This window comes from Arthrobacter sp. TMN-50, from assembly GCF_054511125.1.
The window spans coordinates 60,071-86,449 of sequence record NZ_JBTNDG010000001.1 but is presented as its reverse complement, the minus strand read 5'-3'; the positions used below and the strand labels follow the sequence as shown (position 1 = coordinate 86,449).

27 protein-coding genes are annotated in these 26,379 nt (G+C 62.8%); 22 read left to right on the top strand and 5 right to left on the bottom strand.

Annotation, left to right across the window (positions count from 1 at the left end; all coding sequences use genetic code 11):
* Positions 1-103 precede the first annotated feature (103 nt).
* From ACX80A_RS00430 to ACX80A_RS00370, 13 genes are all read left to right on the top strand, one after another.
* Positions 104-1,933 (top strand): polysaccharide biosynthesis protein, encoded by a 1,830-nt coding sequence (locus ACX80A_RS00430; RefSeq protein ID WP_459257697.1) that lies wholly within the window; start codon positions 104-106, stop codon positions 1,931-1,933.
* Complete coding sequence (locus ACX80A_RS00425) at positions 1,926-2,942, top strand: MraY family glycosyltransferase (protein WP_459257696.1); 1,017 nt, start codon at positions 1,926-1,928, stop codon at positions 2,940-2,942. Before ACX80A_RS00430 ends, ACX80A_RS00425 begins: the two co-directional genes overlap by 8 nt.
* Before the next feature lie 131 nt (positions 2,943-3,073).
* On the top strand, positions 3,074-3,577 hold the full coding sequence (locus ACX80A_RS00420) for a hypothetical protein (protein WP_459257695.1): 504 nt from the start codon (positions 3,074-3,076) through the stop codon (positions 3,575-3,577).
* Complete coding sequence (locus ACX80A_RS00415) at positions 3,570-3,899, top strand: hypothetical protein (protein ID WP_459257694.1); 330 nt, start codon at positions 3,570-3,572, stop codon at positions 3,897-3,899. The genes ACX80A_RS00420 and ACX80A_RS00415 overlap by 8 nt, the downstream gene beginning before the upstream one ends.
* Positions 3,900-3,984: 85 nt before the next feature.
* Positions 3,985-4,806 carry a F0F1 ATP synthase subunit A gene (gene atpB / locus ACX80A_RS00410; RefSeq protein WP_459257693.1) on the top strand — a complete coding sequence of 274 codons (822 nt, stop codon included), beginning with the start codon at positions 3,985-3,987 and terminating at the stop codon, positions 4,804-4,806.
* Positions 4,807-4,892: 86 nt separating this feature from the next.
* Entirely contained in the window at positions 4,893-5,108 is a 216-nt protein-coding gene (locus tag ACX80A_RS00405) for an ATP synthase F0 subunit C (protein ID WP_019481292.1), read from the top strand.
* A 50-nt stretch (positions 5,109-5,158) separates the two neighbouring features.
* Positions 5,159-5,707 (top strand): F0F1 ATP synthase subunit B, encoded by a 549-nt coding sequence (locus ACX80A_RS00400; RefSeq protein ID WP_459257692.1) that lies wholly within the window; start codon positions 5,159-5,161, stop codon positions 5,705-5,707.
* Entirely contained in the window at positions 5,707-6,522 is an 816-nt protein-coding gene (locus ACX80A_RS00395; protein WP_459257690.1) for a F0F1 ATP synthase subunit delta, read from the top strand. The genes ACX80A_RS00400 and ACX80A_RS00395 overlap by 1 nt, the downstream gene beginning before the upstream one ends.
* A 100-nt stretch (positions 6,523-6,622) precedes the next feature.
* Entirely contained in the window at positions 6,623-8,257 is a 1,635-nt protein-coding gene (gene atpA / locus ACX80A_RS00390) for a F0F1 ATP synthase subunit alpha (RefSeq protein ID WP_459257689.1), read from the top strand.
* Positions 8,258-8,310: 53 nt separating this feature from the next.
* Positions 8,311-9,240 (top strand): F0F1 ATP synthase subunit gamma, encoded by a 930-nt coding sequence (locus ACX80A_RS00385; RefSeq protein WP_459257688.1) that lies wholly within the window; start codon positions 8,311-8,313, stop codon positions 9,238-9,240.
* Between the two features lie 84 nt (positions 9,241-9,324).
* Complete coding sequence (gene atpD, locus ACX80A_RS00380; RefSeq protein WP_171584210.1) at positions 9,325-10,788, top strand: F0F1 ATP synthase subunit beta; 1,464 nt, start codon at positions 9,325-9,327, stop codon at positions 10,786-10,788.
* A gap of 5 nt (positions 10,789-10,793) precedes the next feature.
* Positions 10,794-11,078 (top strand): F0F1 ATP synthase subunit epsilon, encoded by a 285-nt coding sequence (locus ACX80A_RS00375; protein ID WP_459257687.1) that lies wholly within the window; start codon positions 10,794-10,796, stop codon positions 11,076-11,078.
* Between the two features lie 11 nt (positions 11,079-11,089).
* The gene (locus tag ACX80A_RS00370) at positions 11,090-11,521 is read left to right on the top strand and encodes a DUF2550 domain-containing protein (RefSeq protein ID WP_459257686.1); all 432 of its coding nucleotides are present in this window, start codon (positions 11,090-11,092) and stop codon (positions 11,519-11,521) included.
* Between the two features lie 74 nt (positions 11,522-11,595).
* Here the strand turns inward: ACX80A_RS00370 and ACX80A_RS00365 are convergent, their stop codons facing one another.
* From ACX80A_RS00365 to nucS, 4 genes are all read right to left on the bottom strand, one after another.
* A complete protein-coding gene (locus ACX80A_RS00365) occupies positions 11,596-11,799 on the bottom strand; it encodes a cold-shock protein (RefSeq protein WP_019481284.1) in 204 nt (67 codons plus the stop codon).
* Between the two features lie 263 nt (positions 11,800-12,062).
* Positions 12,063-13,292: an N-acetylglucosamine-6-phosphate deacetylase gene (locus ACX80A_RS00360; protein ID WP_459257684.1), complete on the bottom strand. Its 1,230-nt coding sequence runs from the start codon at positions 13,290-13,292 to the stop codon at positions 12,063-12,065.
* A 9-nt stretch (positions 13,293-13,301) separates the two neighbouring features.
* A complete protein-coding gene (locus ACX80A_RS00355) occupies positions 13,302-14,762 on the bottom strand; it encodes an HNH endonuclease (protein ID WP_459257683.1) in 1,461 nt (486 codons plus the stop codon).
* A gap of 277 nt (positions 14,763-15,039) precedes the next feature.
* Positions 15,040-15,735 carry an endonuclease NucS gene (gene nucS, locus ACX80A_RS00350; protein ID WP_459257682.1) on the bottom strand — a complete coding sequence of 232 codons (696 nt, stop codon included), beginning with the start codon at positions 15,733-15,735 and terminating at the stop codon, positions 15,040-15,042.
* Positions 15,736-15,825: 90 nt separating this feature from the next.
* Between nucS and ACX80A_RS00345 the strand changes: the two genes are divergently transcribed.
* Together ACX80A_RS00345 and ACX80A_RS00340 are read left to right on the top strand one after the other, a co-directional pair.
* Positions 15,826-16,158, top strand: a complete 333-nt coding sequence (locus tag ACX80A_RS00345; RefSeq protein WP_459257681.1) for a hypothetical protein — start codon at positions 15,826-15,828, stop codon at positions 16,156-16,158.
* A gap of 32 nt (positions 16,159-16,190) precedes the next feature.
* Positions 16,191-16,982, top strand: coding sequence for an alpha/beta hydrolase (locus ACX80A_RS00340; RefSeq protein ID WP_459257680.1), 792 nt, complete (start codon positions 16,191-16,193; stop codon positions 16,980-16,982).
* Positions 16,983-17,005: 23 nt separating this feature from the next.
* On the opposite strand, the gene ACX80A_RS00335 is transcribed toward ACX80A_RS00340, so the two are convergent.
* Entirely contained in the window at positions 17,006-18,319 is a 1,314-nt protein-coding gene (locus ACX80A_RS00335) for an AI-2E family transporter (RefSeq protein ID WP_459257679.1), read from the bottom strand.
* Positions 18,320-18,579: 260 nt separating this feature from the next.
* On the opposite strand from ACX80A_RS00335, the gene ACX80A_RS00330 reads away from it, so the two are divergent.
* From ACX80A_RS00330 to ACX80A_RS00300, 7 genes are all read left to right on the top strand, one after another.
* Positions 18,580-20,283: a hypothetical protein gene (locus tag ACX80A_RS00330; RefSeq protein WP_459257678.1), complete on the top strand. Its 1,704-nt coding sequence runs from the start codon at positions 18,580-18,582 to the stop codon at positions 20,281-20,283.
* Positions 20,284-20,317: 34 nt separating this feature from the next.
* Positions 20,318-21,304, top strand: coding sequence for a tetratricopeptide repeat protein (locus tag ACX80A_RS00325; RefSeq protein WP_459257677.1), 987 nt, complete (start codon positions 20,318-20,320; stop codon positions 21,302-21,304).
* Between the two features lie 87 nt (positions 21,305-21,391).
* Positions 21,392-22,204: an ABC transporter ATP-binding protein gene (locus ACX80A_RS00320; protein ID WP_459257676.1), complete on the top strand. Its 813-nt coding sequence runs from the start codon at positions 21,392-21,394 to the stop codon at positions 22,202-22,204.
* Entirely contained in the window at positions 22,186-23,757 is a 1,572-nt protein-coding gene (locus ACX80A_RS00315) for a transporter (protein WP_459257675.1), read from the top strand. Before ACX80A_RS00320 ends, ACX80A_RS00315 begins: the two co-directional genes overlap by 19 nt.
* A 22-nt stretch (positions 23,758-23,779) precedes the next feature.
* Positions 23,780-24,562, top strand: a complete 783-nt coding sequence (gene nagB / locus ACX80A_RS00310; protein ID WP_459257674.1) for a glucosamine-6-phosphate deaminase — start codon at positions 23,780-23,782, stop codon at positions 24,560-24,562.
* A gap of 50 nt (positions 24,563-24,612) precedes the next feature.
* Entirely contained in the window at positions 24,613-24,927 is a 315-nt protein-coding gene (locus tag ACX80A_RS00305) for a DUF3039 domain-containing protein (RefSeq protein WP_459257673.1), read from the top strand.
* Positions 24,928-24,947: 20 nt separating this feature from the next.
* Positions 24,948-26,378: an MFS transporter gene (locus ACX80A_RS00300; protein ID WP_459257672.1), complete on the top strand. Its 1,431-nt coding sequence runs from the start codon at positions 24,948-24,950 to the stop codon at positions 26,376-26,378.
* Position 26,379 lies beyond the last annotated feature (1 nt).

Sequence of the window (26,379 nt, the reverse complement as noted above, 5' to 3'; positions counted from 1 at the left end):
ATTCTCGGGTAGAGAGAGTCTATTACACCAGCACGAGCTGAGATTTTGCCGTGAGGACTTGAGAAGCACGTTTGCCATCATCGCCGAGCCGTCGTTAGGAACTATGAAACTCGCTGACAGCGTGGATCCAGCCCGGGACGGGTCAGGAAACCGGACCACCACCCGGTCGGAGAAGCCGGCCCTGTGGCTGTGGTCGCAGTTCATTTTTGATTCGGTTGCCTGGGTGGTCGCCATTCTTCTGGCTCTGGTGCTTCGTTATGAATTACTGATCAACCAGATCAATATGCCTGGGGTGGTGGTGTTCTGCGCAGTGGCTCTCGCCGCGCAGCTGGCTGTCGGTCTGAGCTTCGCGCTTTACCGTGGCCGCTACAGTTTCGGCAGCTTCCATGAGGCGAAACTACTCGTGATCGTGACGGTCATCGTCTCGGTCATCCTGCTGCTCGTGAGCGTGGTGTTCTTCTCCATCATCGAGATTCCGCGCAGCATCGCCATCATTGCTTTCCCCTTTGCCTGTATGTTCATGGCCTCTACCCGGTACCTCAAACGCATGTTCGTGGAGAGCAAGGCCAAACCCGGGGAAGATGCGCAGCGCACCCTGATCTATGGCGCCGGTTTCCTGGGCAGTTCCCTGGTCGGCCGGATGAGTCAGGACCGCGAGTCCCCGTACTTCCCCGTCGGCCTGATCGACGACGACCCAGCCAAGAAACACCTGAGGCTGGCAACTGTCCCGGTGCTGGGCCGGCTGGAGGATCTTCCGGGCATCATCGCCCGCACCCGCGCTTCCGTGCTGGTCATTGCCTTCGCCGACGTCGAGGCCGCCCAGGTCCGCAAGGTCTCGGACCTGGTGGCGGGTATGAACATCAGGGTCCTGGTGCTCCCACCGCTGCGCGACATGCTCGCCACTGGTGGGTCCGGTGCAGGCTTTTCGGACTTTCGTGAGGTCGCTGTCGAGGACCTGATCGGTCGCCGGCCGGTAGATATCCATGCCGATGAGGTGGCCGGGTACATCACTGGGAAGAAAGTCCTCGTAACGGGGGCCGGCGGGTCCATCGGGTCCGAACTGTGCCGTCAACTCGCGCAGTTCAGCCCGGCTGAGCTGATCATGCTGGACCGCGACGAAACGGGACTTCAGACCACCCAGCTGTCGATGACGGGGCGCGGTCTTCTGACCGGCAAGGACACGGTGTTAGCGGATATCCGCGACGCCGACACCCTGCTCGGCATTTTTGAGGAACGCAAGCCCGAGGTGGTCTTCCACGCCGCTGCCCTCAAGCACGTATCGCTGCTGGAGCAGTACCCCGAAGAGGCCTGGAAAACCAACGTCCTCGGCACTCAGAACGTACTGAACGCAGCCAGGGTGGCTGGGGTTGGGCACTTCGTCAACATCTCCACCGACAAGGCGGCAAATCCCACCAGCGTGCTGGGTCACTCCAAGCGGGTCGCAGAGAAACTCACGGCTTGGCAGGCAGCCCAAACCGGCAAGAGCTATGTATCGGTCCGGTTTGGCAACGTGATCGGCAGCCGTGGTTCAATGTTGCCGCTCTTCACTGAGCAGATCCGGGTCGGCGGTCCCATCACTGTCACCGATCCCGAGGTCACGCGCTTCTTCATGACCATTCCGGAAGCCTGCCAGTTGGTGATCCAGGCCGGGGCCATCGGACGCCCGGGCGAAATACTCATTCTGGACATGGGCGAGGCAGTCAAGATTCTCGACGTCGCCCAGCGGATGATCGCCATGTCCGGGAAGGATATCGAAGTGGTCTTTACCGGTCTTCGTCCGGGGGAGAAGATGCACGAGGATCTGGTGGGCTTCGGTGAGGACGGCGCCAGGCCACTGCACCCAAAGATTTCGCACACCTCCGTATCCACCCTCGACCCAGACCAGCTCAACCTGGGCGACTGGAAGCGTAAGGGCGGTATTGCCAGTGATTGACCTTCGGCTGGTCCTGGTAGTCGGTGTTGCGGCGATGCTGAGCGGAGTCCTGCCATTTGCCCTCAAGCCGTTGTTGTCCCGGCTCGGCGTGCTGGATGTTCCCAATGCGCGATCCTCCCACGCCACAGTTGTCATCCGAGGGGTGGGCATCACCGTTGCGGTAGGAATTGCCGGGGGACTGGTGCTCTCGCTTGCCACCGGCGTCGTGGAAGTGGACCGCTCGCTGATCCTGATTCTCCTGGCGATGCTCTCGGCAGCAGCGCTGCTGGGCTGGATCGAAGATTACCGGGGGATTTCGATCCAGGTGCGCGCACTCCTGCAGTTAGCCATCGGAGCGGTGGGCACGGCAGCGCTTGTCTGGACCATCGGGCAAAGCTTCTGGTGGGTGCCGGTCGGCGCGCTGGCGGTTGCCGCCTACATCAACGCCGCAAACTTCATGGACGGCATTAACGGCATCTCCGGCTTCCATGGAGTTGCCGTCGGCATCTTCTACGCCGTGGCGGGGGTGCTCAGCACCCAGTTGTGGCTGACTGTTGCCGGTCTTGTAGTGGCCGCCGCCTTTGCCGGTTTCCTCCCCTGGAACCTGGGCAGGGGGTTCGTCTTCCTCGGCGACGTCGGCAGCTACCTGCTGGGTGCCTCGATCGCAGCGATGGCCGTCGCGGGCCTGCTGGCCGGCGTGTACCTCGAGTATCTGCTCTCGCCGGTGTTGATCTACCTCGCCGACACGTTCACTACCTTCCTTCGTCGGGTGCGGGCGGGCGACCGCTGGTATGCCTCCCATCGGGAGCACGTCTACCAGCGTCTGACTGACATCGGGTTGACTCATGTGCAGTCGGCTCTGGCGGTCACTGGCGCCTCGGTGCTGACCGGTGCAGCCGGCTTCGTGGCTGCGACCGCCACGCCCCTTGTCGCTGTGGCCTTCTCGCTGCTTGCCGCAGCGGTGGTGGCGCTCTATCTCTACTCTCCACGGCTTTTGGCTGGCCGGGCACACGCTGGCCGGACGCGCTGAACGCGTCGATCGAACCGGTCCGGGTCCTGAGCCAATTTCTATTTACTGTAGAATTGGGCCGCAGCCCGCGGTCAGCATTCCCGGGCTGAGTCGGGGACTTCCCTCACATCGAATCTACGGACGGATTCCCTATGAGCACACCTGACGCGCCGCGCGTTAGTGCCACCAATGGCACCGCTCACCCTGCAGCGGTCCCATCAGGATCCCTGTGGCTGGGAATACTGAAGAAGTGCGCCCTGGTTACCGCCGCAGCTATCGCCGTGACTGCTGCAGTTGCGGGTCTTGTCGCCGGCCCTGGCGCCGCTCTAAGTGCGATGTTCGGATTTGCGGTAGTAGCGGCCTTCTTTGGGATCAGTTTGGCGGTAGGCCATTTTGTCGGTCGCAACAACCCTTCTGGTGCGATAGGGATGTTTGCAGTGACCTATGCGATCAAGGTGGTGGGCTTTGCGGTCGTCCTCTTTGTCCTTGGCACTCCGCCCTGGCTTGAGCCGAACTGGTTCTTCGCGGGAGCCGTGGGGACCGTAATTCTTTGGCAGGCGGTTGAGCTCTACGTCTTTTCCAAAGCCCGGCACCAGCTTTATAACGACCCCACGCCCATTTCGCCAACAAAGGGAATCGAGTCTGACCGTGGCTGAATTACGTCCCGAGGATCCCCAGCAGAACGTTCCATTAGCAGCCGGCAGGAGCGACGACCGGGGCAGCTACGGTGAGGGCGGTTACAACGCCGGATTGGCGGTCTTCAGCTACATTATTGGCGGGATCGTCGTCTGGAGTTTGATAGGCTGGGGGCTGGACAACCTCCTGGGGACACGATGGCTAGTGCTCGCGGGAGGTCTCTTGGGTGCAGCCGGGGGTTTCTATCTCTCCCATATGCATAACCTCACCCGCCAAAGCACAACTGGTCCCGGTTCGATGCCGAGGGGCAGCAGCGGGAAGGCTGGGGATAACCCGAAGTGATGTCGGAAAACTTAATGAGTCGGAGCAGTGGTTCTATGCCCGATCAGAACATGCCCAATGATGGACACTGCAGAGAGGAAACGCGTTGATCGCGCTTGCGCTCCCGGCCACTACAACGGATGAGGGTTTCGTAGCCCCCACTATTGACGACACCCACTATCGGGATATTCTCCCGTGGGGCGGTGAATACGGCGTCTGGTTCGAGGGTGGCTTCGGCAAGCAGATGCTGATGCTCATCTTGTCAGTCATTTTTATTGCCGTCTTCTTCATCATTGCCTCCCGCAAGGGAAAGATGGTCCCCGGCAAGATGCAGTTCCTGGGGGAGTCCGCTTACGGATTTGTCCGGAACTCGATCGGTAAGGACATTATCGGCGGCAAGGACTTCATGAAGTACGTGCCGTGGCTCTTCACCGCATTCTTCTTTGTCCTGGTAAACAACATTTTCGGTGCGATTCCGGGCTTGCAGTTGCCCAGTTTCTCCCACCCGGGTAGCGCTTACGCCATTGCGGCGATTTTCTACCTCCTCTGGGTCGGCATTGGCATCAAAAAGCACGGACTGCGCTACTTCAAGCTGGCAGTGGTCCCATCAGGGGTTCCCTGGTACATCCTGCCGATTGTGGTCCCGATCGAGATCATCTCGAACTTCCTCGTCCGCCCGGTCACTCACTCACTCCGTCTGTTCGCCACCATGCTTGCAGGTCACCTCATCGTGACCCTTGCCGGTTCGGCCATCGAGTACATGGTGATGACCGGCAACATCCTGCTGCAGGGAACCAGCGTTCTGGTCCTGGTAGGAGCGGTTGCCATGTACATGCTCGAAGTGCTGATCATGCTCCTTCAGGCCTACGTGTTCACACTGCTGGCGGCCATCTACATCGAAGGCGCACTCCACGCCGACGCACACTGATTTTCACGACTAACTAATACAGACTTCCCCGTCGGGGATGATCCCAAACAACCTGTCGCAGCAAGCGGCATCTTGAAAGGAACACAATGGAAGTACAGGGTAGCCTCAACCTCGTTGGATACGGACTCTCCGCAATCGGCGGTGGTATCGGTGTGGGACTCGTCTTCGCCGCATACATCAACGGTGTAGCGCGCCAGCCGGAAGCCCAGCGGGTACTCCAGCCCATCGCCTTCCTCGGACTGGCACTGACTGAAGCACTCGCCATCCTCGGTCTGGTCTTCGCGTTCGTTATCGGCGCCTAGCTACGCGTCCGAGACGGTCCATAGACTAGCTAAAGAAAGACGGGTGAAACATGCTTAACGCAGCGATTATGGCCGCAGAAGAGGGCTCAAGTCCGCTTGTCCCGAACCTGTGGGAACTGCTCGTTACGTTGGTGGGCTTCGCAGTGTTGATGTTTATCGTCATCAAGTACGTGATGCCGGCGTTTGAAAAGACGTTCGCCGAGCGCACCGAAGCCATTGAAGGCGGCATCGCCAAGGCTGAAGCAGCACAGGCCGAAGCGAATGCAGCGCTTGACGAGTACAAGCAGCAGTTGGTCGACGCTCGCACCGAAGCCAACCGCATCCGTGAGGAAGCACGCGCCGAAGGCGCGCAGATCCTCGCGGAACTGAAGGAAAAGGCTGGAGCCGAGTCTGCTCGCATTACAGAGCAGGCCCACGTCCAGATTGAAGCAGAACGTCAGGCAGCCGTTGTCTCGCTGCGCGCCGAAGTTGGCACGCTGGCTACCGACCTCGCCAGCCGGATCGTCGGAGAGTCACTATCCGATGATCAGCGGTCCGCACGAGTGGTTGACCGCTTCCTGGCCGACCTCGAAACTCAGAGCGCAGGTGCATCGAAGTAATGGCAGGTGTATCCAGCCAGTCCCTGGCAACGGCACTCAAAGATCTCGAAACCCGTCTGCCCGGCGCACCGCTGACGCTTGCCGAGGAACTCTTCGGGGTCCTCGACATGCTGGACAGCAACGCCGGACTCCGCCGCGCACTGACCGACCCTTCCCGCGAAGGCAGGGATAAGGCCGCTCTGGTCTCGACCCTGATCGCTGGCAAGGTGTCGGAGCAGACCGCGTCGGTGGTTAGGGAGCTGGTCTCCATGCGGTGGGCCGCGGCCCGCGACCTTGGAGACGCGCTGGAAACCCTCGGCGCAACAGCAGCGATTGCTGTTGCGGAGAACCGGGGCTACGGAGCCGAAAGTCTTGAGGGTCTTGAAAACGACCTCTTTGACTTCATCAGGACCGTCGAATCAAGCCATGAGTTGCAGCGTGCCCTGTCAGAACGGCAGGCCAGCGACGACGCCAGGGTGAACCTCGCGCTGAAACTGGTTCCGAACGCCGGAGCCGAGGCACGGCTGTTGGTGCGGCAGGCTGTGCAGGCACCCCGCGGCATCAAGCCCACCCACTTGGTGAAGCGGTTCGTCGAACTCGTTGCCAAACGGCACGACCGCTGGATTGCGAACGTCAGTGTTACCCGTCCGCTGACTGATGAGCAGTACGCGCGGTTGCAGCAGGGCCTCAACTCTCTGTTTGGGCGCGAGCTCAGGACCAATGTCACCGTGGAGCCGTCGCTAATTGGCGGGGTCCGCGTCCAGGTTGGCGATGAAGTGGTCGATTCCACAGTCATCGCCAGGCTGTCTGAACTGCGGCGAAAGCTTGCGGTGTAGGACGGTCCGCCGCCCTATCCCAGACACACAACAGACTTCAATCACACACCGGTTGCCGCGAAGTAGTGGCGATCACAACACAGGAGAGCAGGGACTGCAGATGGCCGAATTGACCATCAACGCCGAAGACGTCCGTAATGCGTTGAACGAGTTTGCGGCATCCTACGAACCCGGCAACGCAGAGCGCGTTGAAGTGGGCCGCGTAAGTACTGCCAGCGATGGCATCGCCAAGGTAGAGGGTCTGCCCTCGGTGATGGCCAATGAATTGCTGCGTTTCGAAGATGGCACACTGGGCCTCGCCCAGAACCTCGACACCCGCGAGATCGGCGTCGTCATCCTTGGTGACTTCACCGGCATCGAAGAGGGCCAGGAAGTTCACCGTACCGGGGAGATCCTGTCCGTGCCCGTGGGCGACGGTTTCCTTGGCCGCGTGGTTGACCCGCTGGGACAGCCCATCGACGAGCTTGGCGAGATCAAGGCTGAAGCGCGCCGTGCACTGGAGCTTCAGGCTCCCGGTGTTACCGAGCGTAAGTCAGTCCATGAGCCAATGCAGACCGGCCTCAAGGCCATCGACGCAATGATTCCGATCGGCCGTGGCCAGCGCCAGCTGATCATTGGTGACCGCCAGACCGGCAAGACGGCTATCGCCGTGGACACCATCATCAACCAGAAGGCCAACTGGGAATCCGGTGACGTGAAGAAGCAGGTTCGCTGCATCTACGTGGCTATCGGCCAGAAGGCTTCAACTATCGCTGCCGTTCGCCAGACCCTCGAGGACAAGGGCGCCCTGGAGTACACCACGATTGTTGCGTCGCCGGCGTCCGACCCCTCCGGCTTCAAGTACCTTGCGCCGTATGCCGGCTCGGCTATCGGCCAGCACTGGATGTACGCCGGCAAGCACGTTTTGGTCATCTTTGACGACTTGTCTAAGCAGGCCGAGGCGTACCGCGCAGTTTCACTGCTACTCCGCCGCCCACCGGGACGAGAAGCCTACCCGGGCGACGTCTTCTACTTGCACTCCCGTCTGCTGGAGCGTTGCGCAAAGCTCTCCGACGAGCTCGGAGCGGGTTCGATGACCGGTCTGCCGATCGTCGAGACCAAGGCGAACGACGTCTCGGCCTTCATCCCGACCAACGTGATCTCGATCACCGACGGACAGATCTTCCTACAGTCGGATCTCTTCAACGCCAACCAGCGCCCAGCGGTGGATGTCGGTGTTTCGGTGTCCCGTGTTGGTGGCTCGGCTCAGGTCAAGGCCATGAAAAAGGTCTCCGGTACGTTGAAGCTGGATCTCGCGCAGTACCGCGACATGCAGGCATTCGCAATGTTCGCGTCCGATCTGGATGCCGCGTCACGCCAGCAGCTCACCCGTGGGGCACGCCTGATGGAACTGCTCAAGCAGGGTCAGTACGCGCCATTCCCCATTGAGGATCAGGTGGTGTCTATCTGGGCCGGTACCAACGGTTACCTGGACGATGTACCGGTTGAAGACGTGAGGAAGTTCGAGGGACAGTTCCTTGAGCACCTGCGGCACAAGTCATCGGTGCTGACCACCCTGGCCGAGACCAACCTCCTTGAAGACTCCACCGTTGACGAGCTGAAGAAGCAGATCACCGACTTCAAGCAGGGCTTCTTCGGCGAGGGCCACGACGGCCTGGTCGCAGGGCATGAAGAGTACAGCGCCCTCTCCGAGGACGAGGTCGACCAGGAGAAGATCGTCAAGCAGAAGCGCTAGGGAAACCGGCACCGGGGCGGTGGTGGGGGCCAGGCGCAACCCCGCCACTCCTCGTGACCCCCCGGGGGGAGTCGAAAAGGAGGAGAAGGGAGGGAGCCCAGATCCGGGTCTACCGCCAGAAGATCACGTCGACCACGTCGATGAGGAAGATCTTCAAGGCGATGGAGCTGATCGCGACTTCTCGCATTGGCAAGGCCAGGGCACGAGTATCCTCGTCCCTGCCATACGCCAATGCGATCACCCGTGCCGTCTCAGCAGTGGCATCGCAGTCGGAAATCGATCACCCGCTGACCACCGAGCCGGAGCAAATTCGCCGGTCGGCGGTATTGGTCATGACCTCGGACCGCGGTCTTGCGGGTTCGTATTCGGCCAGTGTTCTGAAGCAGGCCGAGTCGCTCATCGAGCTGCTGCGGGAAGAGGGCAAGGAAGTCAAGACCTACCTTGTCGGTCGGAAGGCTCAGGCCTACTTCGACTTTCGCAACCGCGCGTTTGAGAACGTGTGGACCGGCGGCACTGACGCCCCAGAGTTCGAAACTGCGCGTGAAATCGGCAAGGCATTGCTCGCCGAGTTCAGCACGGAGTTCGACGACGGCGGCGTCGACGAAATTCACGTCGTCTACACCCGCTTCCGGTCGATGGTGTTGCAGGAACCTACAGTAATCCGCCTGCTTCCGCTCGAGGTTGTCGAAGAGGAAGCAGCATCCGAGTCGGATCTGCTGCCGTTGTATGAGTATGAGCCGGAGCCCGAAATGGTTCTGGACGCACTGCTGCCCCGCTACATCGAGTCCCGGATCTTCGCGGCTCTTCTGCAGGCAGCAGCCAGCGAACTCGCGGCCCGTCAGCGGGCAATGAAGTCCGCAGGCGACAATGCGACGGACCTGATCAAGAAGTACACCCGGCTCCGCAACACTGCGCGCCAGGCGGAGATCACTCAGGAACTGTCGGAGATTGTGGCAGGTGCGGACGCGCTCAGCGCTTCCTAGCCAGTTACATCACTCAAGTTCCTGAACCTGCTCCACCCTAGTTAGACTTAGCCCCACGCCATCTACGTAAGTGAAGTGAGAGAGATGACTGCCCAGACTATTGAGCACGGTAGTGACTCAGTTGCATCCGGCGGCACAGGTCGAATTGCCCGTGTCATTGGCCCGGTTGTCGACGTCGAGTTCCCGGCCGACGCCATTCCCGCAATCTATAACGCGCTGACCACTGAGATCACTCTCAATGGTGAGACGCATACCATCACCTTCGAGACCTCACAGCACCTCGGCGACAACCTGGTGCGTGCTATCTCGCTCCAGGCCACCGACGGGCTGGTTCGCGGAACCGTTGTCCACGACACCGGGAGTGCCATTTCGGTACCCGTCGGCGACGTCGTCAAGGGGCACATCTTCAACGTTCTCGGCAAGCCGCTCGACGTCGAAGAGTCCTCGCTGGAGATCACGGAACGGTGGCCCATCCACCGCAAGCCACCGGCATTCGCCCAGCTTGAGGGATCCACCGAGATGCTGGAAACCGGTATCAAGAGCATCGACCTTCTCACCCCGTACATCAAGGGCGGCAAGATCGGACTGTTCGGTGGTGCCGGCGTCGGCAAGACGGTGCTGATCCAGGAAATGATCACCCGAGTTGCCCGTAACTTTGGTGGCACCTCGGTGTTCGCCGGAGTGGGCGAGCGTACCCGTGAAGGTAACGACCTCTGGGTTGAAATGGAAGAGGCGGGGGTCCTCAAGGACACCGCGCTTGTGTTCGGCCAGATGGATGAGCCACCAGGAACGCGCCTTCGAGTCGCACTGTCGGCGCTGACCATGGCTGAGTACTTCAGGGATGTCCAAAAGCAGGACGTGTTGTTGTTCGTGGACAACATCTTCCGCTTCACCCAGGCCGGTTCCGAGGTGTCGACCCTACTGGGTCGGATGCCGTCGGCAGTGGGCTACCAGCCGAACCTCGCGGACGAGATGGGCCTCCTGCAGGAGCGCATCACCTCGACCAAGGGTCATTCGATCACGTCCATGCAGGCCGTCTACGTCCCTGCTGATGACTACACCGACCCGGCGCCAGCCGCGACCTTCGCGCACCTCGACGCAACGACCGAGCTGTCCCGTGAGATCGCTTCGCGTGGCCTGTACCCGGCCATTGACCCGTTGACGTCAACCTCGCGGATCCTTGACCCCCAGTACATCGGTCAGGATCACTACAACACCGCGGTGCGCGTCAAGCAGATCCTTCAGAAGAACAAGGAACTGCAGGACATCATCGCTATCCTCGGTGTCGACGAGCTCTCTGAGGAAGACAAGATTGTGGTCTCCCGCGCACGCCGCATTCAGCAGTTCCTGTCGCAGAACACCTACACGGCGAAGCAGTTCACCGGTGTCGAGGGTTCCACGGTCAGCATCAAGGACACCATCGAGGGCTTCAACGCTATCGCCAACGGTGACCTTGACCATATTGCGGAGCAGGCGTTCTTCAACATTGGCGGGCTTGACGACGTCGAGCGCCAGTGGGCCAAGATCCAAGAGCAGACCGGAAAGTAACACTCATGGCCGAACTCGAAGTAGAAATCGTCGCGGCAGACCACTTCGTGTGGTCTGGTGCGGCGACCATGGTCAGGGCCCGCACCAGCGATGGCGAGATTGGCATCCTGCCTGGGCACGCTCCGATGCTCGCTATCCTGGCTGAGGGTGAGATGGCCATTCAGCCCGTCTCCGGTGAACGTTTGCTGGTTTCGGTCGACGGGGGATTCTTCTCGGTCGACAGTAACCGGGTGGTCATCGTAGCCGACAATGCGAAGATCGGCGGCTCTGTGTCCGCGGAGACTCGCTGACAGAAGGGGTGATGGACGGTCTCGGTATAGCCTTCATCACACTCGCAGCAGTATTCCTGCTGCTGGTGCTTGCCATTCTGGCTGCCGGGCTCCGCCGCTTTCAGCTCCGCGGAGCGCTGGGAACATTCGACGCCTCCATCTGCTTCCCTCCCAGGGGATGGCAGTTGGGGGTTTGTCGTTATACGGACCTTCACCTTGAATGGCTCAGGATGGCGTCCCTGAGCCCGCGCCCCCGTTATCGGTACCTGCGTAGCTCTCTGGAGCTCAAAGCATGGCGCCAGCCCACTGAAGCGGAGAAGCGTCAGATTCAGCCTGGGGCCGTCGTGGTGTGCCTCGACTACGAGGGTCAGGAAGTATTGCTGGCCATGAAGTTCGACGTCTACGCCGGACTGTCTTCCTGGTTGGAAGCCGGACCAGTGGTCGGTATCGGCACTTGGCGCTAGCCCAGTCGACACGAGGAAGGCCCCCACGTTGGTCGTGGGGGCCTTCCTCATCTAGGCTGCCGAAAACTTAGTGGCTAGAGGGCGGTGACCCCGGTAGCCTGCGGGCCTTTGGCGCCCTGACCGATTTCGAACTGAACACGCTGGTTCTCATCGAGGGTCTTGAATCCGCCGGTCTGGATCTCGGAGTAATGCACAAAGACATCACCGTCTGAATCATCCGGGGTGATAAAGCCAAAGCCTTTTTCCGCGTTAAACCACTTCACAGTTCCCTGTGCCATTTGTTTCTCCTCCATAATGAAATGTTCAGGCCCACACACTGTGCGTAGGCCCGGGGTCACTTCACGGAAACGACCTATCGGCGCCCGGTTACAACGGTTCCGGTCGGAAGTTACACGCTCGCAACTCTGTCTTGCGAGCATGCTAAAACACGTACACAAAGACTGAAATAAGCATCACATGAGGGCCCGATCTGGTCAACGGACTTTGCTGGATTCTTGGGAGAAGTTTGCTGGATTCCCTGCCTCTTGGGGTGAACAACCTGTCAGAGAGGACTAAGCCAGGTGCCTTCACGGAGAACGGCGAGCAGGCGAAGGTCGGCTGTAACCACCAGGGCGTCAGCCCTCAGTCCCAGTCGCAGACTGCCAAGTTCGTCGGCCAGCCCCAGCATGTTCGCCGGAACGACAGTCGCCGAAGCCACGGCATCCTCCAGCGACACTCCGGCGGCGACAGTCCGGCGGACAATGTCGAGTAACACTGCTGTGCCGCCGGCGAGCGAACCAGTGCTGTCGAGCGTTGCTACGCCGTCTGTGACGGTGACGGCGGATGGGCCCAGACGGTAAGCGCCGTCGGTAAGGCCAGTGGCCGCCATGGAGTCGGTAACCAGGGAAATATTTTGGCAGCCGACGAGGTCGAAAACGGTAAGAACCGTCTGAGGGTCGAGATGGGCGCCGTCAGCGATGAGTTCGATGACGGCGTTTCCGGCCTTGGCTACTCGGAGACAGGCAGCGACGGGTCCAGGGGAGCGGTGATGCAGTGGCGGCATACCGTTGAACAGATGGGTGATTGTGGGGCGGCCGCTGTAGCCGTCGAAGCCGGTCGATTCCATCTCTTCGCGTGCCAGCGCAAGCGACGCTGCCGCCGTTTCGGTGTCGCAGTCAGTGTGCCCGAGTGACGGTGTGATCCCGTGGGTGGTCAGGGCATCGATAAGGGCATCCGCGCCGGGAAGTTCCGGCGCGTACGTCATGGTCTTCATCCGTCCCTGCGCAGCCTCGATCAGCTCTGCCACATACGCTGGCTCGGGGTCCACAATGAAGTCGGGGTTCTGGGCACCACAGCGCGCTGTCGAGACGAAGGGGCCCTCGGCGTGGATACCGGCAATCAGTCCCTCCTCAGCCAGTCCAGCAAGGACTGACAGGGCCCTCAGCAGATCGGCCGGTGGTGCCGTCATAGTGCTGGCAAGGGCGGTGGTTGTTCCGCTGCGATGCAGGAAGTCGATCGCGCGCCGGGCCTCGGCAGCATCCCCGTTGGCGAAATCTCCGCCGTTTGCACCATGACAGTGGGTGTCGACCAGCCCGGGAAGGAGAATACTTCCCGGCGGAAAGGTCCTGTCGGCGGGCATGGATACTTCGTTGAACCCTGCGGCTGGACCAGCGTAGACGATGCGGTCGCCGTCGTAGGCAAGGACCCCGTCCTCGACGATGCCCGATTCAGTGGCAATGCGTCCGCGAATGTAGCGCGCGGTGGGTTGTCCCGGATCTTCGCTGCTGGCCATAGCCCGATTCTATGCGTAGCCGGGCTTGGACGGTGGAACGGCCTCCGGCACCAGGGCGTTCAGGCGATAAGGTCGAGCCCAACGGCGTGGTGCACCACGTGGTTGTCGCGTCCCACGTTGCTTCACGGTTCCGGCTTTTTCGGCCGTCGCGGTTCCGGGGAGGGGTGGTGCGGTGGAGTGGTAGGTGTGGCCGGTGGGGGTGGTCATCCGGAAGGTATGTCGGGACCCCGGTCCTGGTCCGGGGCGTGGTTGGGCTGTCCAGCCGGGGGTTTCTTTGGTGTGGTTGCACGCTTCGCAGAGCCCTGCCCCGTTGGCGATCGAGGTACGCCCGCCCCGATTCCACGGGACGATGTGGTCGTAGTGCCGGATCGGTGCGTCACAATACGGGGTGCGGCAGGTGTCATCCCGGGCGCTAATGAATCGGCGTTGCGCCCGCGTGAAGAACCGGTCTCTGGAATCCATCGCCACGAGGTCCCCGGTTGCGGGGGCGGTGTAGAGGCGCCGGACCCACACGTCGTAATTGGGCTGGGTGGGATCCGGGTGGAGGAGGTCCCTGGCCCAGGAGGACGGGACGATGCCGTAGCCGGGGATCCTGGCTGGTTCGCTATCGCCCTGGAACAGGGCACGGTCGGTCATGATGACCTGCACCTCAACCCGGGTTATCCCTCCGGCGACACCGGTGATCCGTTCGACCAGGGTGTCCGCCATCAGCTGACCTTTAGAGCGGGGGTCTCCGGCCGCCCGGGCGGTATCGGCGTGCCGGGTCAACGCCGCGTAGGCGGCGACGGCGTTCTTCACTGGTAACAGGGCGGTCAGGTATGCCATGGTGTCTGGTGCCGGCCGGAGACTCACGTACCGCTCATTGGCGGCGTGGGCTGCCCGGTTCACCACTGAACGTGGATCCCGGCGGTACGCCGCAGCCCGGGCGGCCGCGATGATCGTCTTGTCCCCGCACCCGGTGAACGTCCCCGCGTCGGCTGCGAGTTCTTCGTCGACGGCGGTCCGGTCGGCGCTGGACAGGCACGCGGTTTCCTTCACCAGCAGGGTCGCCCGCCACTCATTGAGCTCGCCGGCCTCCAAAGCTGCGAGGGTGTGCGGCATTTCCGTGACCAGCGCCCGGGCTAATCCGAGCAGCCGGCTGCCGCGGGACGGGGACTCCCGCCGGGCCAACGCGACCTGCACGCCAATACTCTTGCCCTGCTCCGCCTTGCCCTGTTCCGCGACGGGTATCCCGGCGTCGGTCTGGGCAGCGCGTTCGACCAGATCAACAGCCACAACAATCCGGGCTTGCACCCCAGCGATAGCGGACTTCACGTCTTCCAGGCCGCGAAGCTGATCAATCAACCCGGCGGACGTCGTAGCCAGCTTCAGCGCTCTAAGGGCCTCGAGTAACGCCCGGGTCCCAACATCCGCGACAGCGCCGGACCCCGCGACAGCGCCGGACCCCCGGAACAGTGCTAGACCCAGCAATAAATGCTCCGCGATGGGCCGTCCCCGGGAGGGGGAATCCCTTCCGAACCACCGCTGGAGCCGTGCTGTCGTCCATACCTCAATTGTCCCAAACCGCTCCGACATTCCAGGGATTTATAGGCCTATGTGGATAAATCTCTCGAACAAACGTTCGACTAACTCCACTGACAAAAGGGTTCCGATGTCTCGGGAAGTGGCGTGGACAGCAGCGGACGATGCTGATAGATGAGCGACCAGCGGCCGGCGAGCTGAAAATGGACACCGACCCACAAGAAACCTAGAAGAGCCGCGACTCGACGTCATCGACACCACGCATCGTGTCGTAGTCAAGGGTGAGACATTCGATGCCCCGATCCAGCGCAAGCACCCGGGCCTGCGGTTTGATCTGCTGAGCAGCAAAGACACCGCGCACCGGCGACATCAGGGGATTCCGATTGAGCAGTTCAAGATACCGGGTCAGTTGTTCGACGCCGTCGATGTCCCCGCGGCGTTTCAGCTCGATTGCTACGGTGGCTCCGGTCGCATCGCGCGCGAGGATGTCAACCGGGCCGATGGCGGTCATATACTCACGGCGAATCAGGGTGAATCCGGTCCCGAGCAGCTGGATCTGCTCGGCGAGGAGACGCTGCAGGTCCGCCTCAACACCGTCTTTGACGAGCCCAGGATCAACACCGAGATCGTGGGAGGACTCGTGAATCAGCTCATGGATATTGATGACAAGGCGGTCGTCGCTTTTGGCGTGCTGCACGTTCCATACCTCGGTCACGCCCAGCTCGGTGTCAGCCTCGTCGGGAGTGACGATACGCAGCGATGCAGGCGGACTCATCCAGTTGAGGGGCTTGTAGGAGCCACCGTCGGAGTGGACCAACACCGATCCATCCGCTTTCACCATCAGCAGTCGGGTGGCCAGGGGCAGATGGGCACGGAGGCGGCCGATGTAGTCGACCGAACACTGGGCTATAACTAAACGCACCCTTGCACTTTACCGGTCGGGCGTCGGGTTTCCTCCCACCACAGAGCCGCCCGTGAGCGAAGAAGACGATTCTTCGGGCAGACTTGAGGCATGCCTCGTTCCAACCGTCCCCGCCGCCCCGGGAAACCGTCTGCGCAGCCCGGACGCAAAGTGGGACCGGTGCCTGAAACGGATCTGGAACGGGCCAGGGCGGGAATTCCTGCCCGCGAAAGCGCTCCCGACGGCGAATGGTCGGTCCGTCGGATCACCGAACAGAACGCTGCCAAAGACTATGTCTGCCCCGGTTGTCATCGGGTGATCCCGCCTGGTCTGGCGCACCTCGTGGTGTGGCAGGAAGACTCCCTGTTCGGAGCCGCCGCAGGACTGGCAGGCCGCCGGCACTGGCATGTGATCTGCTGGCGATCCCGCAGCTATCGTTACTGAACGGCGCCCGACAGGTCCCCTAGACTGAAACGATGACTTCCACCGCACCCAGTTACGAGTTCACCGATTCCGACGGACCCATGGACATTCGGGCGTCGACGGTGCTTCCGGCAGTCCGCACCGACATTGAGCTGCATACGGCCGACGGCTTGACGCTCGTGGGCGAATTCGCCGAGCCGGTCGGCAGGAAGCCCCTCGCCACCCTGGTGACCATGCACCCATTGCCGACCGCGGGTGGCTTCATGGACTCTCATGTGTTCCGGAAGGCCTCCTTCAGGCTGCCCGCGCTGGCCGACATCGCGGTCCTTCGGTTCAACACGCGCGGCACCTGTTCGCCGCGAGGCTGCAGCGAGGGCGAGTTCGACGGCGGTGCCGCGGAGCAGGCTGATATTGAAGCAGCCGTCGCCTGGGCTGCCCAGCGTCACCCGGAGAACATCTGGCTAGTGGGCTGGTCCTTCGGCACCGAGCTGTGCCTGAAGTACGGAGCCACGGAGCCTATCGCGTTGGCCATCCAGGGCGCGGTCCTCCTCTCTCCGCCGCTGCACCGGGCGGGAGACGCGGATCTAGATGCCTGGGCTAAATCCCGGTTACCGCTGAAGGTGCTGGTCCCTGAACACGACGACTACCTCCAGCCGCAGGAGGCCACGCAACGGTTTGGGCGGGTGCCCCAGGCGGAGATCGTCGGTGTCGACGGCGCCAAGCACTTATGGGTGGGGGAGAAGTACGCGGGCCGCGTCCTCGACGAGATCACTGACACCGTTCTCCCCGGCACGTCCCGGTCGCTCCCGACCACCTGGACCGGGGAAGCCGCTACCGCTTCCTAGGACGAGGAAGCTTGTCGGGACAGTTACTGGCTGTCCTGACGGGCGATGAACACTTCCTTCAGCAACAGCATCACTGCCGCGGCCGTCGGGATGGCGATGAGCGCACCCAGGACGCCGAGCAGGCTGCCGCCAGCAATCACGGCGATCACCGCCACCGACCCGGGCACCGCCACGGCACGCTGCATGATGCGGGGCGAGATGAAGTACGCCTCGACCTGGAGATAGGCCAGGTACAGCACCGCAAAGAGCAGTGCAGTTTGCCAGCCGGCGGTCAGTGCCACCAGGGTCACGATTACTGCGGCGATGAGGGCCCCCACCAGTGGAATGAACGCCAGCAGGACGACGACGAACGCCAACAGCACCGAGAACGGCACCTGGGCAATGGTCATGAAAATGAAGGCGAAGATCGCGTTGAGCAGCGCCACACAGGCCTGACCGATCACGTAGTTGCCCACGCTGCTGGTGATCTCTTCCGCCAGCGATTCGACCCTCGGACGGCGTGACCGCGGCGCCAACCGGTAGGCCCATTTCTTCATCGCCGGAAGGGAGGACAGGAAGTAAAGGGTCAGGACCAGGACAATCAGGGTCCCGAACAGGCTGTTGACAATTACTGTGCCCACTCCGAGCACGCCGTCGAAGATGCCACCCACTGCCGCCGAGTTGTTGAAGAAGTTGTTGACCTCTTCGGTGACCCGCTCCCGAACCTGGAACTGCTCATCCACGGTCCGGAAAAAATCCGAGTTAAGGAAATCGTTAACAAAACCGGGCGCCCGGTCAACAAACTGGCCGGTCTGGTTCACGATGGTGGGAATCAGGGTAGCAAAGAAGGCAGTGATGACGCTCGCGAGCGACAACAGGGCGACGGCGATCCCTGCTGGGCGGGGCACCCGCTTCTTCTCCAGCCAGCGCACTATGGGGTCCAGTCCCAGCGCGATGAACATCGCCGCACCAATCCACAAAAGCAGCTGGCCCACATTGGTGATCATGAAGTAGGCAAGCAGAGCCAGCCCCACGCCGACGGTCCCCATGAAGCCGAAGTGGATCGGGTGATGCTGCATCGAGCGGGGTTCTGAGTTGCCGAACTTCAGCCGGTCGTCGCCGAGGGAGACATCCATGTCCGTGGGCACCGGGGCAGGAATACGCTCCGGCGGGAACTCAAAGCGGAACCGCGGTTGGGCACCGGGGATGGGTCGGCGGAGTCCGCGGGAGATGGCCCCGATCAGGCTGCGCCGTGGCGCATCGTCGGGAGTACCTGCCGACTCAGCGCCCCGCTCGTTGATCGAAGCGGCGGGACGAGGGAGCGGCTCGCCCGCCGGGACATCCTGATAATCACTCACGCGTCATTCTGCTTTCCCGATAGAGCATGCTGCGGGCGGTAGGATTCCACGCCGGTTTAGCACGGTTAGCGAAACACTAACAGCCTACTGAGGACTCGCGGTGCAGCGAAGCGCCCCGCCGTCGTACAGCGGGAAGGCGGGCAGAGGACAGCGGGGCACGGAACTATAGTGACGCCGTCCCCAAATATCCTGCTGCAGCAGGGAAGTTCGTTACGATGGGACGCTAGACACCAAGCCCACGAGCAACGATAGGTACCAGAGTGCGTTTGAAGATTGCAGTCCCAGCCCTGGTGATCGGTGTGCTGTTGATGCTGGTGGGCATCGGGCAGCTTACCTTCTGGTCCCCGCCGGAAACCGTGACAGCCACCGTACCAGCCGGGTCGCAGAGTGGTCCGGTGACGGTGATCGATGCCGGGGCCAAGGCTGCCGACGCCGACAATATCGACATCACCGTCCGCTCGGAAGGTACCTTTACCCTGGCTGTGGGCCGTGCCAGGGACGTCGACGCATGGGTGGGCGACGCAGCGCACCTTCGGGTGACTGCCATTGACGAGGCCGGTTTGAAAACCACCTTCACCGACGGCGAGCAGACAGTGCCGAACCCCAGCGGTTCAGACCTCTGGACCAGCGAGGAAACCGCCGATGGCAGTGTGACCCATCGTTGGCTCGATCCGGCCGAGGGCGAATGGTCAATTCTGCTGGCCGCCGACGGGGAGAACTCTGCCCCCACTGATATTTCTGTCACCTGGCCCAATGAGGCAACAACCGTTTGGGCGGTGCCGCTCATCGTGCTGGGCGCGCTCGCCATCGTCCTCGGTATTGCATTGTTCTTCGTTACTCCCAAGCGCAGAAGCCGGCCTGCGGCCGAGGGATCCCGAGCCCATCAGCGCAGGATGGAATCCCGGAACAAGTCGGGGCGGAAGGGCCGCGCGCCGTTCAGCGTGGCCGTCGTAGTTGTTGGACTGACCGCGTCGGGTGGCGGGCTCGCCCACGCCGCATCCTCCGATCCGAGTTCCACGCAGCCTGCGACCACTGAGGCGACCACGCAGCCTGCAAGCACGCAGGCAACCGAGGAGGCACCGCCAGTGCTGCTGGAGAGCCAACTCGAGCGCATCCTCGCCTCAGTGGCAACCGTGGTCGCGGAAGGTGACGCGGCCGCCGACGCAGAACTGCTGGAGCCGAGGGTAGCCGAGGCCGCGCTGGCCCTGCGGACGGCCAACTATGACGTCCGCTCCCAGACCAGCGATATCCCGGGGCCCACTCCGGTGGCCGCTGAACCGGTACTCACCTCCATGGTCTCCTCGGAAAGCGGTTGGCCCCGCACCGTCATCGTCCTGACCCAATCCGACGACAACCCCGTCCCACAGGCGCTGGTGCTGGTGCAGGCTGACCCGCGCTCCAATTACCAGCTCAGCGCTGCTATCCAGATGCTTCCGGGCACCACGTTCCCCGGCTCGGACGGTGCTACGGGAGTCGCCGAAGTACCGCTCGACGAAGCACCTGGGCTCACCCTGGCGCCCCAAACCGCCCTGAACGCTATTGCCGATTTTCTTTCCGAACCTGACGGCGACAACGCCGCAACCTTCGAGGCGAACTCGTTCGCGGATGCGATTACCTCATTCCAGGCGGATGTGGTCGCCGACCCGGATAACGACTCGGCGAAGATCACCTTCGTGCACGAGGCGGATCCTGACCTCACGCATGCCCTGTCCACCAGCGACGAAGGGGCCATGGTGTTCGGTTACCTCAACCACACCTACTCCAGCGTGCCGCGCGGAGCCGGTGACTCGATCGACCTTGATGGGACCGTGTACGAGGCCCTGACCGGGGAGACCTCCACTGATGAGGGCATCGACGTGCGCTATGGCGAAGCGGTGATGATGTACGTGCCGCCAGCCGGTAGCGACGAACGCGTGCGCGTGATCGGCGCTGCCCAACAGTTACTGTCCGCCGAACTACGGTAATCCCTGTCGGACCCCAACGTATTAGGGTGGAACCATGAGTATTCCCAACAATCGCGGACCCCTCCCGCCGTCGTCAATGAACCTGCACGGAGCCGTGGATCTGTCCGCCCTGAAGGCCCGGGCCGATGCCGCCCGGACCGCCCAGCAGGGGGGCACAACGGGGCCGGGAGTTCCGCAACCCGCCGCTGTAGCAGGAGGGGGAAGCCCCTACATCGTCGAGGTGACTGAACAGAGTTTTCCTCAGCTCGTGCAGCTGTCCTCACAGGTGCCGGTCATCGTGGACCTCAGGGCCGGCTGGAGCGAAGAATCCTCGCGCGTCACCGCAGTCCTCGAAGCCATCACGGTGGAGCACGACGGCCAGGTGCTGCTGGCGAAGGTCGATGTTGAAGCGCAGCCGCAGATTGCTCAGGCCTTCCAGGCCCAGACCGTACCGACGGCCGTTGCGGTCCTGAAGGGCCAGCCCGTGCCGTTGTTCGAGGGTGAGCTGCCGGAGGCTCAGATCCGCTCGTTCATCGCTGAACTCCTGAAGGTAGCCAAGACCAACGGGGTATCGGGGTCGCTGCGCGAAGGTGCCGAGGGGGAGGGGACGCCCCCCGAAGAGCCGCCGCTGCCGCCTCTGCACCAGGCTGCGTTCGATGCCATCGAGGCAAACGATTACCTGGCCGCGGCCGCCGCCTACCGGCAAGCCCTGGCAGAACAGCCCGCCGACGCCGAGGCAAAGGCCGGACTCGCCCAGGTTGAACTCATGCAACGGCTCAATGACGTCGACGCCGACACCATCCGCCAAAACGCCGCAGACCACCCCGATGCGCTGGGGAGCCAGCTCGCCGTCGCAGATCTTGACATTTCTGGTGGCCATGTCGAGGACGGGTTCGCCCGGATCGTTGCCTTCATCGGGCGGACCGCAGGCGAGCCCCGGGAGGCGGCCCGTGTGCGGCTGATCGAACTGTTCGACGTCGTCGGCATCAGCGACCCAAGGGTAGCCAAGGCCCGGGGAGCTCTCGCCCGAGCCCTGTTCTAGACCTTTCATTCGCGCGGCCGACCGGGGCGGGGTATTTAGTCCCTTTGGATGACGAGCAGTGGTACCCGGCGTTGTTAGCGTTGAGACATGAGCTCACCTACCCTGCCACTGTCTCTCGGGTCCGCCGGCGGCCCCGCCGTTCCGGAGAGCCCAGCGCTTGTGATCCGGGGACTCGCCAAGCGGTTCGGCGAGAAAATTGCCGTCAACGGCGTGGACCTCGATGTTCCCGCCGGCTCTTTCTACGGCCTCGTGGGGCCTAACGGAGCGGGCAAAACCACCACGCTCTCGATGGCCACCGGCCTGCTCCGACCCGATCACGGCCAGGTGTGGGTCCACGGGGTGAATGTCTGGGAGCGGTCGCTGGAAGCCAAAAAGCTGATGGGGATCCTGCCCGACGGCGTCCGGCTCTTTGACCGTCTGACCGGGGAACAGCTGGTGACCTACGCCGGACTGCTGCGCGGCATGGACCGCGACACGGTGGCCGGGCGGGTGGCAGACCTCCTCAGGGCCCTTGACCTGACCAACGACGCCGGAACCCTAGTGGTGGACTATTCAGCCGGCATGACCAAAAAAATTGCGCTCGCCTCCGCGTTGATTCACGCGCCGTCCCTGCTGGTCCTTGACGAGCCGTTCGAATCGGTGGACCCGGTCTCCGCAGCGAACATCAGGGACATTCTGAACAGCTACGTTGGGTCGGGCGGGTCGGTGATCGTCTCCAGCCACGTCATGGACCTGGTCCAGCGGATGTGTGACCACGTGGCGGTGATTGCCGCTGGTACGGTGCTCGCCGCCGGCACTGTGGATGAGGTGCGCGGGGAGTCCAGTCTCGAGGACCGGTTCGTTGAACTGGTCGGCGGCCGGAACACGGCGGAGGGTCTCACATGGTTGCGCACCTCCTGAGACTCAAGCTCACCCTGCTTCGCAACTCTTTCAGGCGCAGCACCTGGGCGCTGCTTGGCGTGATCCTCGCCGGGATCTACGGGCTGGGGATGCTGGGGCTACTGGTTGTTGGATTGATCTTTCTCGGCGCTGCCGATCCATCAATGATCCGCAACGTGCTGGTGATTGGCGGCTCAGCCGTGGTTCTGGGCTGGACTGTGGTCCCGATCGTGTCTTCAGGCATCGACATGACGCTGGACCCGGCCCGCTTTGTCACGTTTGCTGTGCCGATGCGCGAACTGGTGGCCGGTCTGTCGCTCGGTGCGGTGATCGGCATCCCCGGGATCATTACCCTGCTCGCCTCACTGGCCCAGGTGGGAACGTGGATCCGCTATCCAGCGGCTGCGGCGGCGGCGGCGGTGTGTGCTGTGCTGGCCGTGCTGCTGTGCGTCGTCGCGTCGCGCACTGCCGCCACGGCGGTCATCTCGCTGACTTCCTCCCGCCGGTTCAAGGACGTCAGCTCGATGGTGGTACTGGTTCCGCTCATCCTGCTGGGTCCCATCATCGCCGGTATCACTGCGGGCTTCGAACAGTCTCCGGGCTTCGCCAACGAGCTCGCCGTCATTCTTGGGTGGACACCCCTGGGCTACTTCTGGGCGGTACCCCCTGATGTGGCCGACGGCGCCTACCTCACCGCTGCGATCCGGTTTGGCCTCGGCATTGCCACCCTCGCCGCTCTCGCCTGGCTCTGGAGAACCACCCTTGCCCGCGCCCTGGTCACCCCCGCCTACAACGCTGTCACCCGGAAGGGTGCTGGCAACCTGGGATTCTTCAGCCGCTTCCCGGCAACGCCCACCGGTGCCGTCGCTGCCCGTGCGCTGACCTACTGGGCCAGGGACCCCCGTTATCTGGGCTCGATTGTGATCGTACCGCTGATGCCGCTGCTAATGCTGTTCTGGTCCTACCAGTCCGGTGACTATACGATGCTGAACTTCGTGGGACCGATCATCGCCTTCCTTTTGGCGTGGTCTATCTCGGCTGATATTTCCTACGACAACACCGCATTCTGGCTTCATCTCTCAACCGGTGTGACCGGCCAGGCTGACCGGGCAGGCCGTGCGCTGGCAGTCGGAGTGCTCTCAGCGCCGGCAGTGCTGGTATTCACCGTGGCTCCACTGGGGATCTCTGGCAGCCTCGAAGAACTCCCCCTGATGCTGGGCCTGTCGGTGGGTGTCTTGCTGACCGGGATCGGGTTCGCCAGCGTGGTGTCGGCACGGTACACCTACAACGTGCCGCTACCAGGGGAGAGTGCCATGAAGACGCCGCCGGGCACAGGGTTTTCGATGCTCGCCATCCAGCTGATCGGGTGGGTGGTACTGCTCGTCCTGATACTCCCGGAAATGGGCTTTGCCATTGCCTACTACGTCACCGGTAATAGCGCCTTCGGCTGGCTTACGCTGGTGGTGGGGTGCGTCCTTGGAACCGCGTTCCTGATCGGCGGGGTAAAGGTGGGCGGACGATGGTATGACCGGAGGGCACCAGAACTGCTGCAAGCGGTGTCCGTCAATAAATAGGGCTCACACGTTAGGACAGTGAATGGAAGTTGTAATCCTTCCCGATCAGTCGGCCATAGCCGCGGTGGCGGCGGACGCCATCGAGGCGTTGGTCCGGCGTAAGCCGACCGCGGTGTTGGGGCTGGCTACCGGGTCCTCGCCGCTGGGAGTCTACGACGAACTGGTGGATAGGTGTCGTTCGGGTGGCCTGAACTTCGCCGACGTCGTGGGCTTCGCGCTGGACGAGTACGTTGGCCTTCCCGTTGGACACCACCAGTCCTACCGGGAAGTGATCCGCAGGGAGTTCACCAACCGGATCAACATCGACCCGGGCAACGTTCATGGCCCGGACGGTGCAGCCGAGGACATTCCCGCGGCCTGTGTCGCCTTTGAGGATGCGCTCCGCGCGGCGGGTGGAGTGGACCTCCAACTGCTCGGGGTGGGCACCGACGGGCATATCGGTTTCAACGAACCCGGCAGTTCGCTGGCGTCCAGAACCCGGATCAAAAGTCTTGTTGACCAGACTCGTAAAGACAACTCGCGTTTCTTCGACAGCATCGACGACGTGCCCCACCATGTGGTGACGCAGGGCCTGGGAACCATCATGGACGCTCGGCACGTCGTGCTGATTGCTGCCGGTGCGCAGAAAGCCCGGGCGGTCCATGATTTCGTCGAGGGTCCCGTGGCTGCGATCTGTGCAGCGTCGGTGCTGCAACTCCATCCCCATGCCACGGTTCTCATCGATGAGGCAGCCGCCTCGGGCTTGAAACTAGCCGACTACTATCGTCATACTTACGCCAACAAGCCTGCCTGGCAGGGAATCTGACTGCCTCGTGCCACCGGCCCCGCGTCGCCGAGGAACGATAGGATGGAATTATGAGTACGCCAGCTGACCCTTTTGACAATGATCCGCGCAGTGATCCCCGCAGCGACCCTCAGCGCGGTGGTTCCACCGCCACGCTTGAGCGGGAGGAGCTTCGCGAAGAGCTGGAGCCCGGTGATCGCGAACGCCTCGCGCACTATGTACGCAAAGAGAAGATCATGGAGTCCGCGCTGTCCGGGGATCCGGTCATCGCCCTGTGCGGCAAGGTCTGGACACCGGGCCGCGACCCCCAGAAGTTCCCGGTCTGCCCGGAGTGCAAGGACATCTACAACGGAATGCGTCCAGGCAAGGACGACAAGGACAAATAGCGCAATCCCTTGTCCCGCCCGTGGCTGACGGCCCGGCTAGCCTGCGGCCGCTGACCTTCGGCATCATTGCCATCATCACCTGCGCAGCCTTCGAGGCGATGGCGGTGGCAACTGCCATGCCCGCCGTCGTCGCCGAACTCGGTGGGGTGTCCAGTTACGGGCTGGCCTTTTCGATGTACCTCACGGCCTCCCTGTTGGGCACCGTTATCGCTGGTACCTGGTGCGACCGGGCGGGGGCCCGCCCGGCGCTGGCCGTTGGGATGACACTGATGATCGCCGGGCTGCTGGTTTCGGGCGCAGCCGGTGCCTTCTGGCTGGTCACGGCCGGTCGGGCTGTGTCGGGGCTCGGTGGCGGCTTCATGGTGGTGGCGGTCTACGTCATCATCGGCGGGGCTTATCCGCAGCATCGCCAACCGGTGATCTTCGGCTGGCTTTCCGCCGCCTGGGTGCTGCCGTCCCTGATTGGTCCGGCCATCGCCGGGTATCTCGCCGAGGAGGTCACCTGGCGGTGGGTGTTCCTCGGGGTCGCCCCGATTGTTTTTGCGGCCTTTGTCGTGGTCTGGCCGCGCACCGCTGGCCTCGCACTGCCCGAGCCGGGTGCCGGGAACCGCGGTGATGGCCGACGTCGGACACTAACCGGACTGGGACTCGCTGGTGGCGTACTCGCGACACAGTTTGCCATCAACCGCCTTGCGGCGCAGGGCCTGGAGGACGCCGGCGCCTCGGTGGTGCTGGTGATCCTCGCCGTCGTCGGGATTGTCACCGCGGCAGTGACCTTTCCCCGGCTACTGCCCCGGGGTACGATGCGGCTGGCCCGCGGCCTGCCGAGCATCATCGCCACCCGCGGACTGGTCACAGCGACCTTCTTCGGCGCGGAGGCATTCCTCCCGCTGATGCTGGTCACCTCCCGCGGAATGGACGCCGCCACTGCGGGGTTGACCCTCAGCGCGGGTGCGCTGGGGTGGAGCGCCGGATCATTCGTGCAGGCCCGTGTCACGTTCCGCAGACAATGGCTGCTGGTGATCGGCGCATCGATCCTGTCGACGAGCGTTGGCGGTCTGGCGCTTGCCTCAGCTCCGGCGGTGCCTTTCTGGGCTCTGGTACTGGTCTGGACCCTCGCCGGTTTTGCCATGGGCCTGACCCTTTCCAGCACGTCGGTGCTGGTGTTGAAGCTCTCACCGGCGCCCGAGCGGGGCCGGAATTCGTCGTCCCTCCAGCTCAGCGACCAGCTGGGCGGGGTAGTGGGAAGCACCATTGCGGGAGGGCTTTTCGCCCTGCTACGTGACCCCGCCGACCCCGGACAGGTCGGCGTGTTTGTTGCGATCTGGCTGGCTCTGTGCCTCTTCGCGGTTGCCGGTATAGTTGCCGGTTTGAGGGGGACACTGGGGACCTCCCACGATCCGGTTGACCCCCGCCCGGACTCCAGCAGGCATGGAAAGGTCTCTTCTTAAG

Coding starts and splice junctions, on each gene's coding strand:
- ACX80A_RS00430 (WP_459257697.1), top strand. CDS start 104: ATGAAACTCGCTGACAGCGTGGATCCAGCCCGGGACGGGTCAGGAAAC.
- ACX80A_RS00420 (WP_459257695.1), top strand. CDS start 3,074: ATGAGCACACCTGACGCGCCGCGCGTTAGTGCCACCAATGGCACCGCT.
- ACX80A_RS00405 (WP_019481292.1), top strand. CDS start 4,893: ATGGAAGTACAGGGTAGCCTCAACCTCGTTGGATACGGACTCTCCGCA.
- ACX80A_RS00400 (WP_459257692.1), top strand. CDS start 5,159: ATGCTTAACGCAGCGATTATGGCCGCAGAAGAGGGCTCAAGTCCGCTT.
- ACX80A_RS00395 (WP_459257690.1), top strand. CDS start 5,707: ATGGCAGGTGTATCCAGCCAGTCCCTGGCAACGGCACTCAAAGATCTC.
- atpA (WP_459257689.1), top strand. CDS start 6,623: ATGGCCGAATTGACCATCAACGCCGAAGACGTCCGTAATGCGTTGAAC.
- atpD (WP_171584210.1), top strand. CDS start 9,325: ATGACTGCCCAGACTATTGAGCACGGTAGTGACTCAGTTGCATCCGGC.
- ACX80A_RS00375 (WP_459257687.1), top strand. CDS start 10,794: ATGGCCGAACTCGAAGTAGAAATCGTCGCGGCAGACCACTTCGTGTGG.
- ACX80A_RS00370 (WP_459257686.1), top strand. CDS start 11,090: ATGGACGGTCTCGGTATAGCCTTCATCACACTCGCAGCAGTATTCCTG.
- ACX80A_RS00365 (WP_019481284.1), bottom strand. CDS start 11,799: ATGGCACAGGGAACTGTGAAGTGGTTTAACGCGGAAAAAGGCTTTGGC.
- ACX80A_RS00360 (WP_459257684.1), bottom strand. CDS start 13,292: ATGGCCAGCAGCGAAGATCCGGGACAACCCACCGCGCGCTACATTCGC.
- ACX80A_RS00345 (WP_459257681.1), top strand. CDS start 15,826: ATGCCTCGTTCCAACCGTCCCCGCCGCCCCGGGAAACCGTCTGCGCAG.
- ACX80A_RS00340 (WP_459257680.1), top strand. CDS start 16,191: ATGACTTCCACCGCACCCAGTTACGAGTTCACCGATTCCGACGGACCC.
- ACX80A_RS00325 (WP_459257677.1), top strand. CDS start 20,318: ATGAGTATTCCCAACAATCGCGGACCCCTCCCGCCGTCGTCAATGAAC.
- ACX80A_RS00320 (WP_459257676.1), top strand. CDS start 21,392: ATGAGCTCACCTACCCTGCCACTGTCTCTCGGGTCCGCCGGCGGCCCC.
- ACX80A_RS00315 (WP_459257675.1), top strand. CDS start 22,186: ATGGTTGCGCACCTCCTGAGACTCAAGCTCACCCTGCTTCGCAACTCT.
- nagB (WP_459257674.1), top strand. CDS start 23,780: ATGGAAGTTGTAATCCTTCCCGATCAGTCGGCCATAGCCGCGGTGGCG.
- ACX80A_RS00305 (WP_459257673.1), top strand. CDS start 24,613: ATGAGTACGCCAGCTGACCCTTTTGACAATGATCCGCGCAGTGATCCC.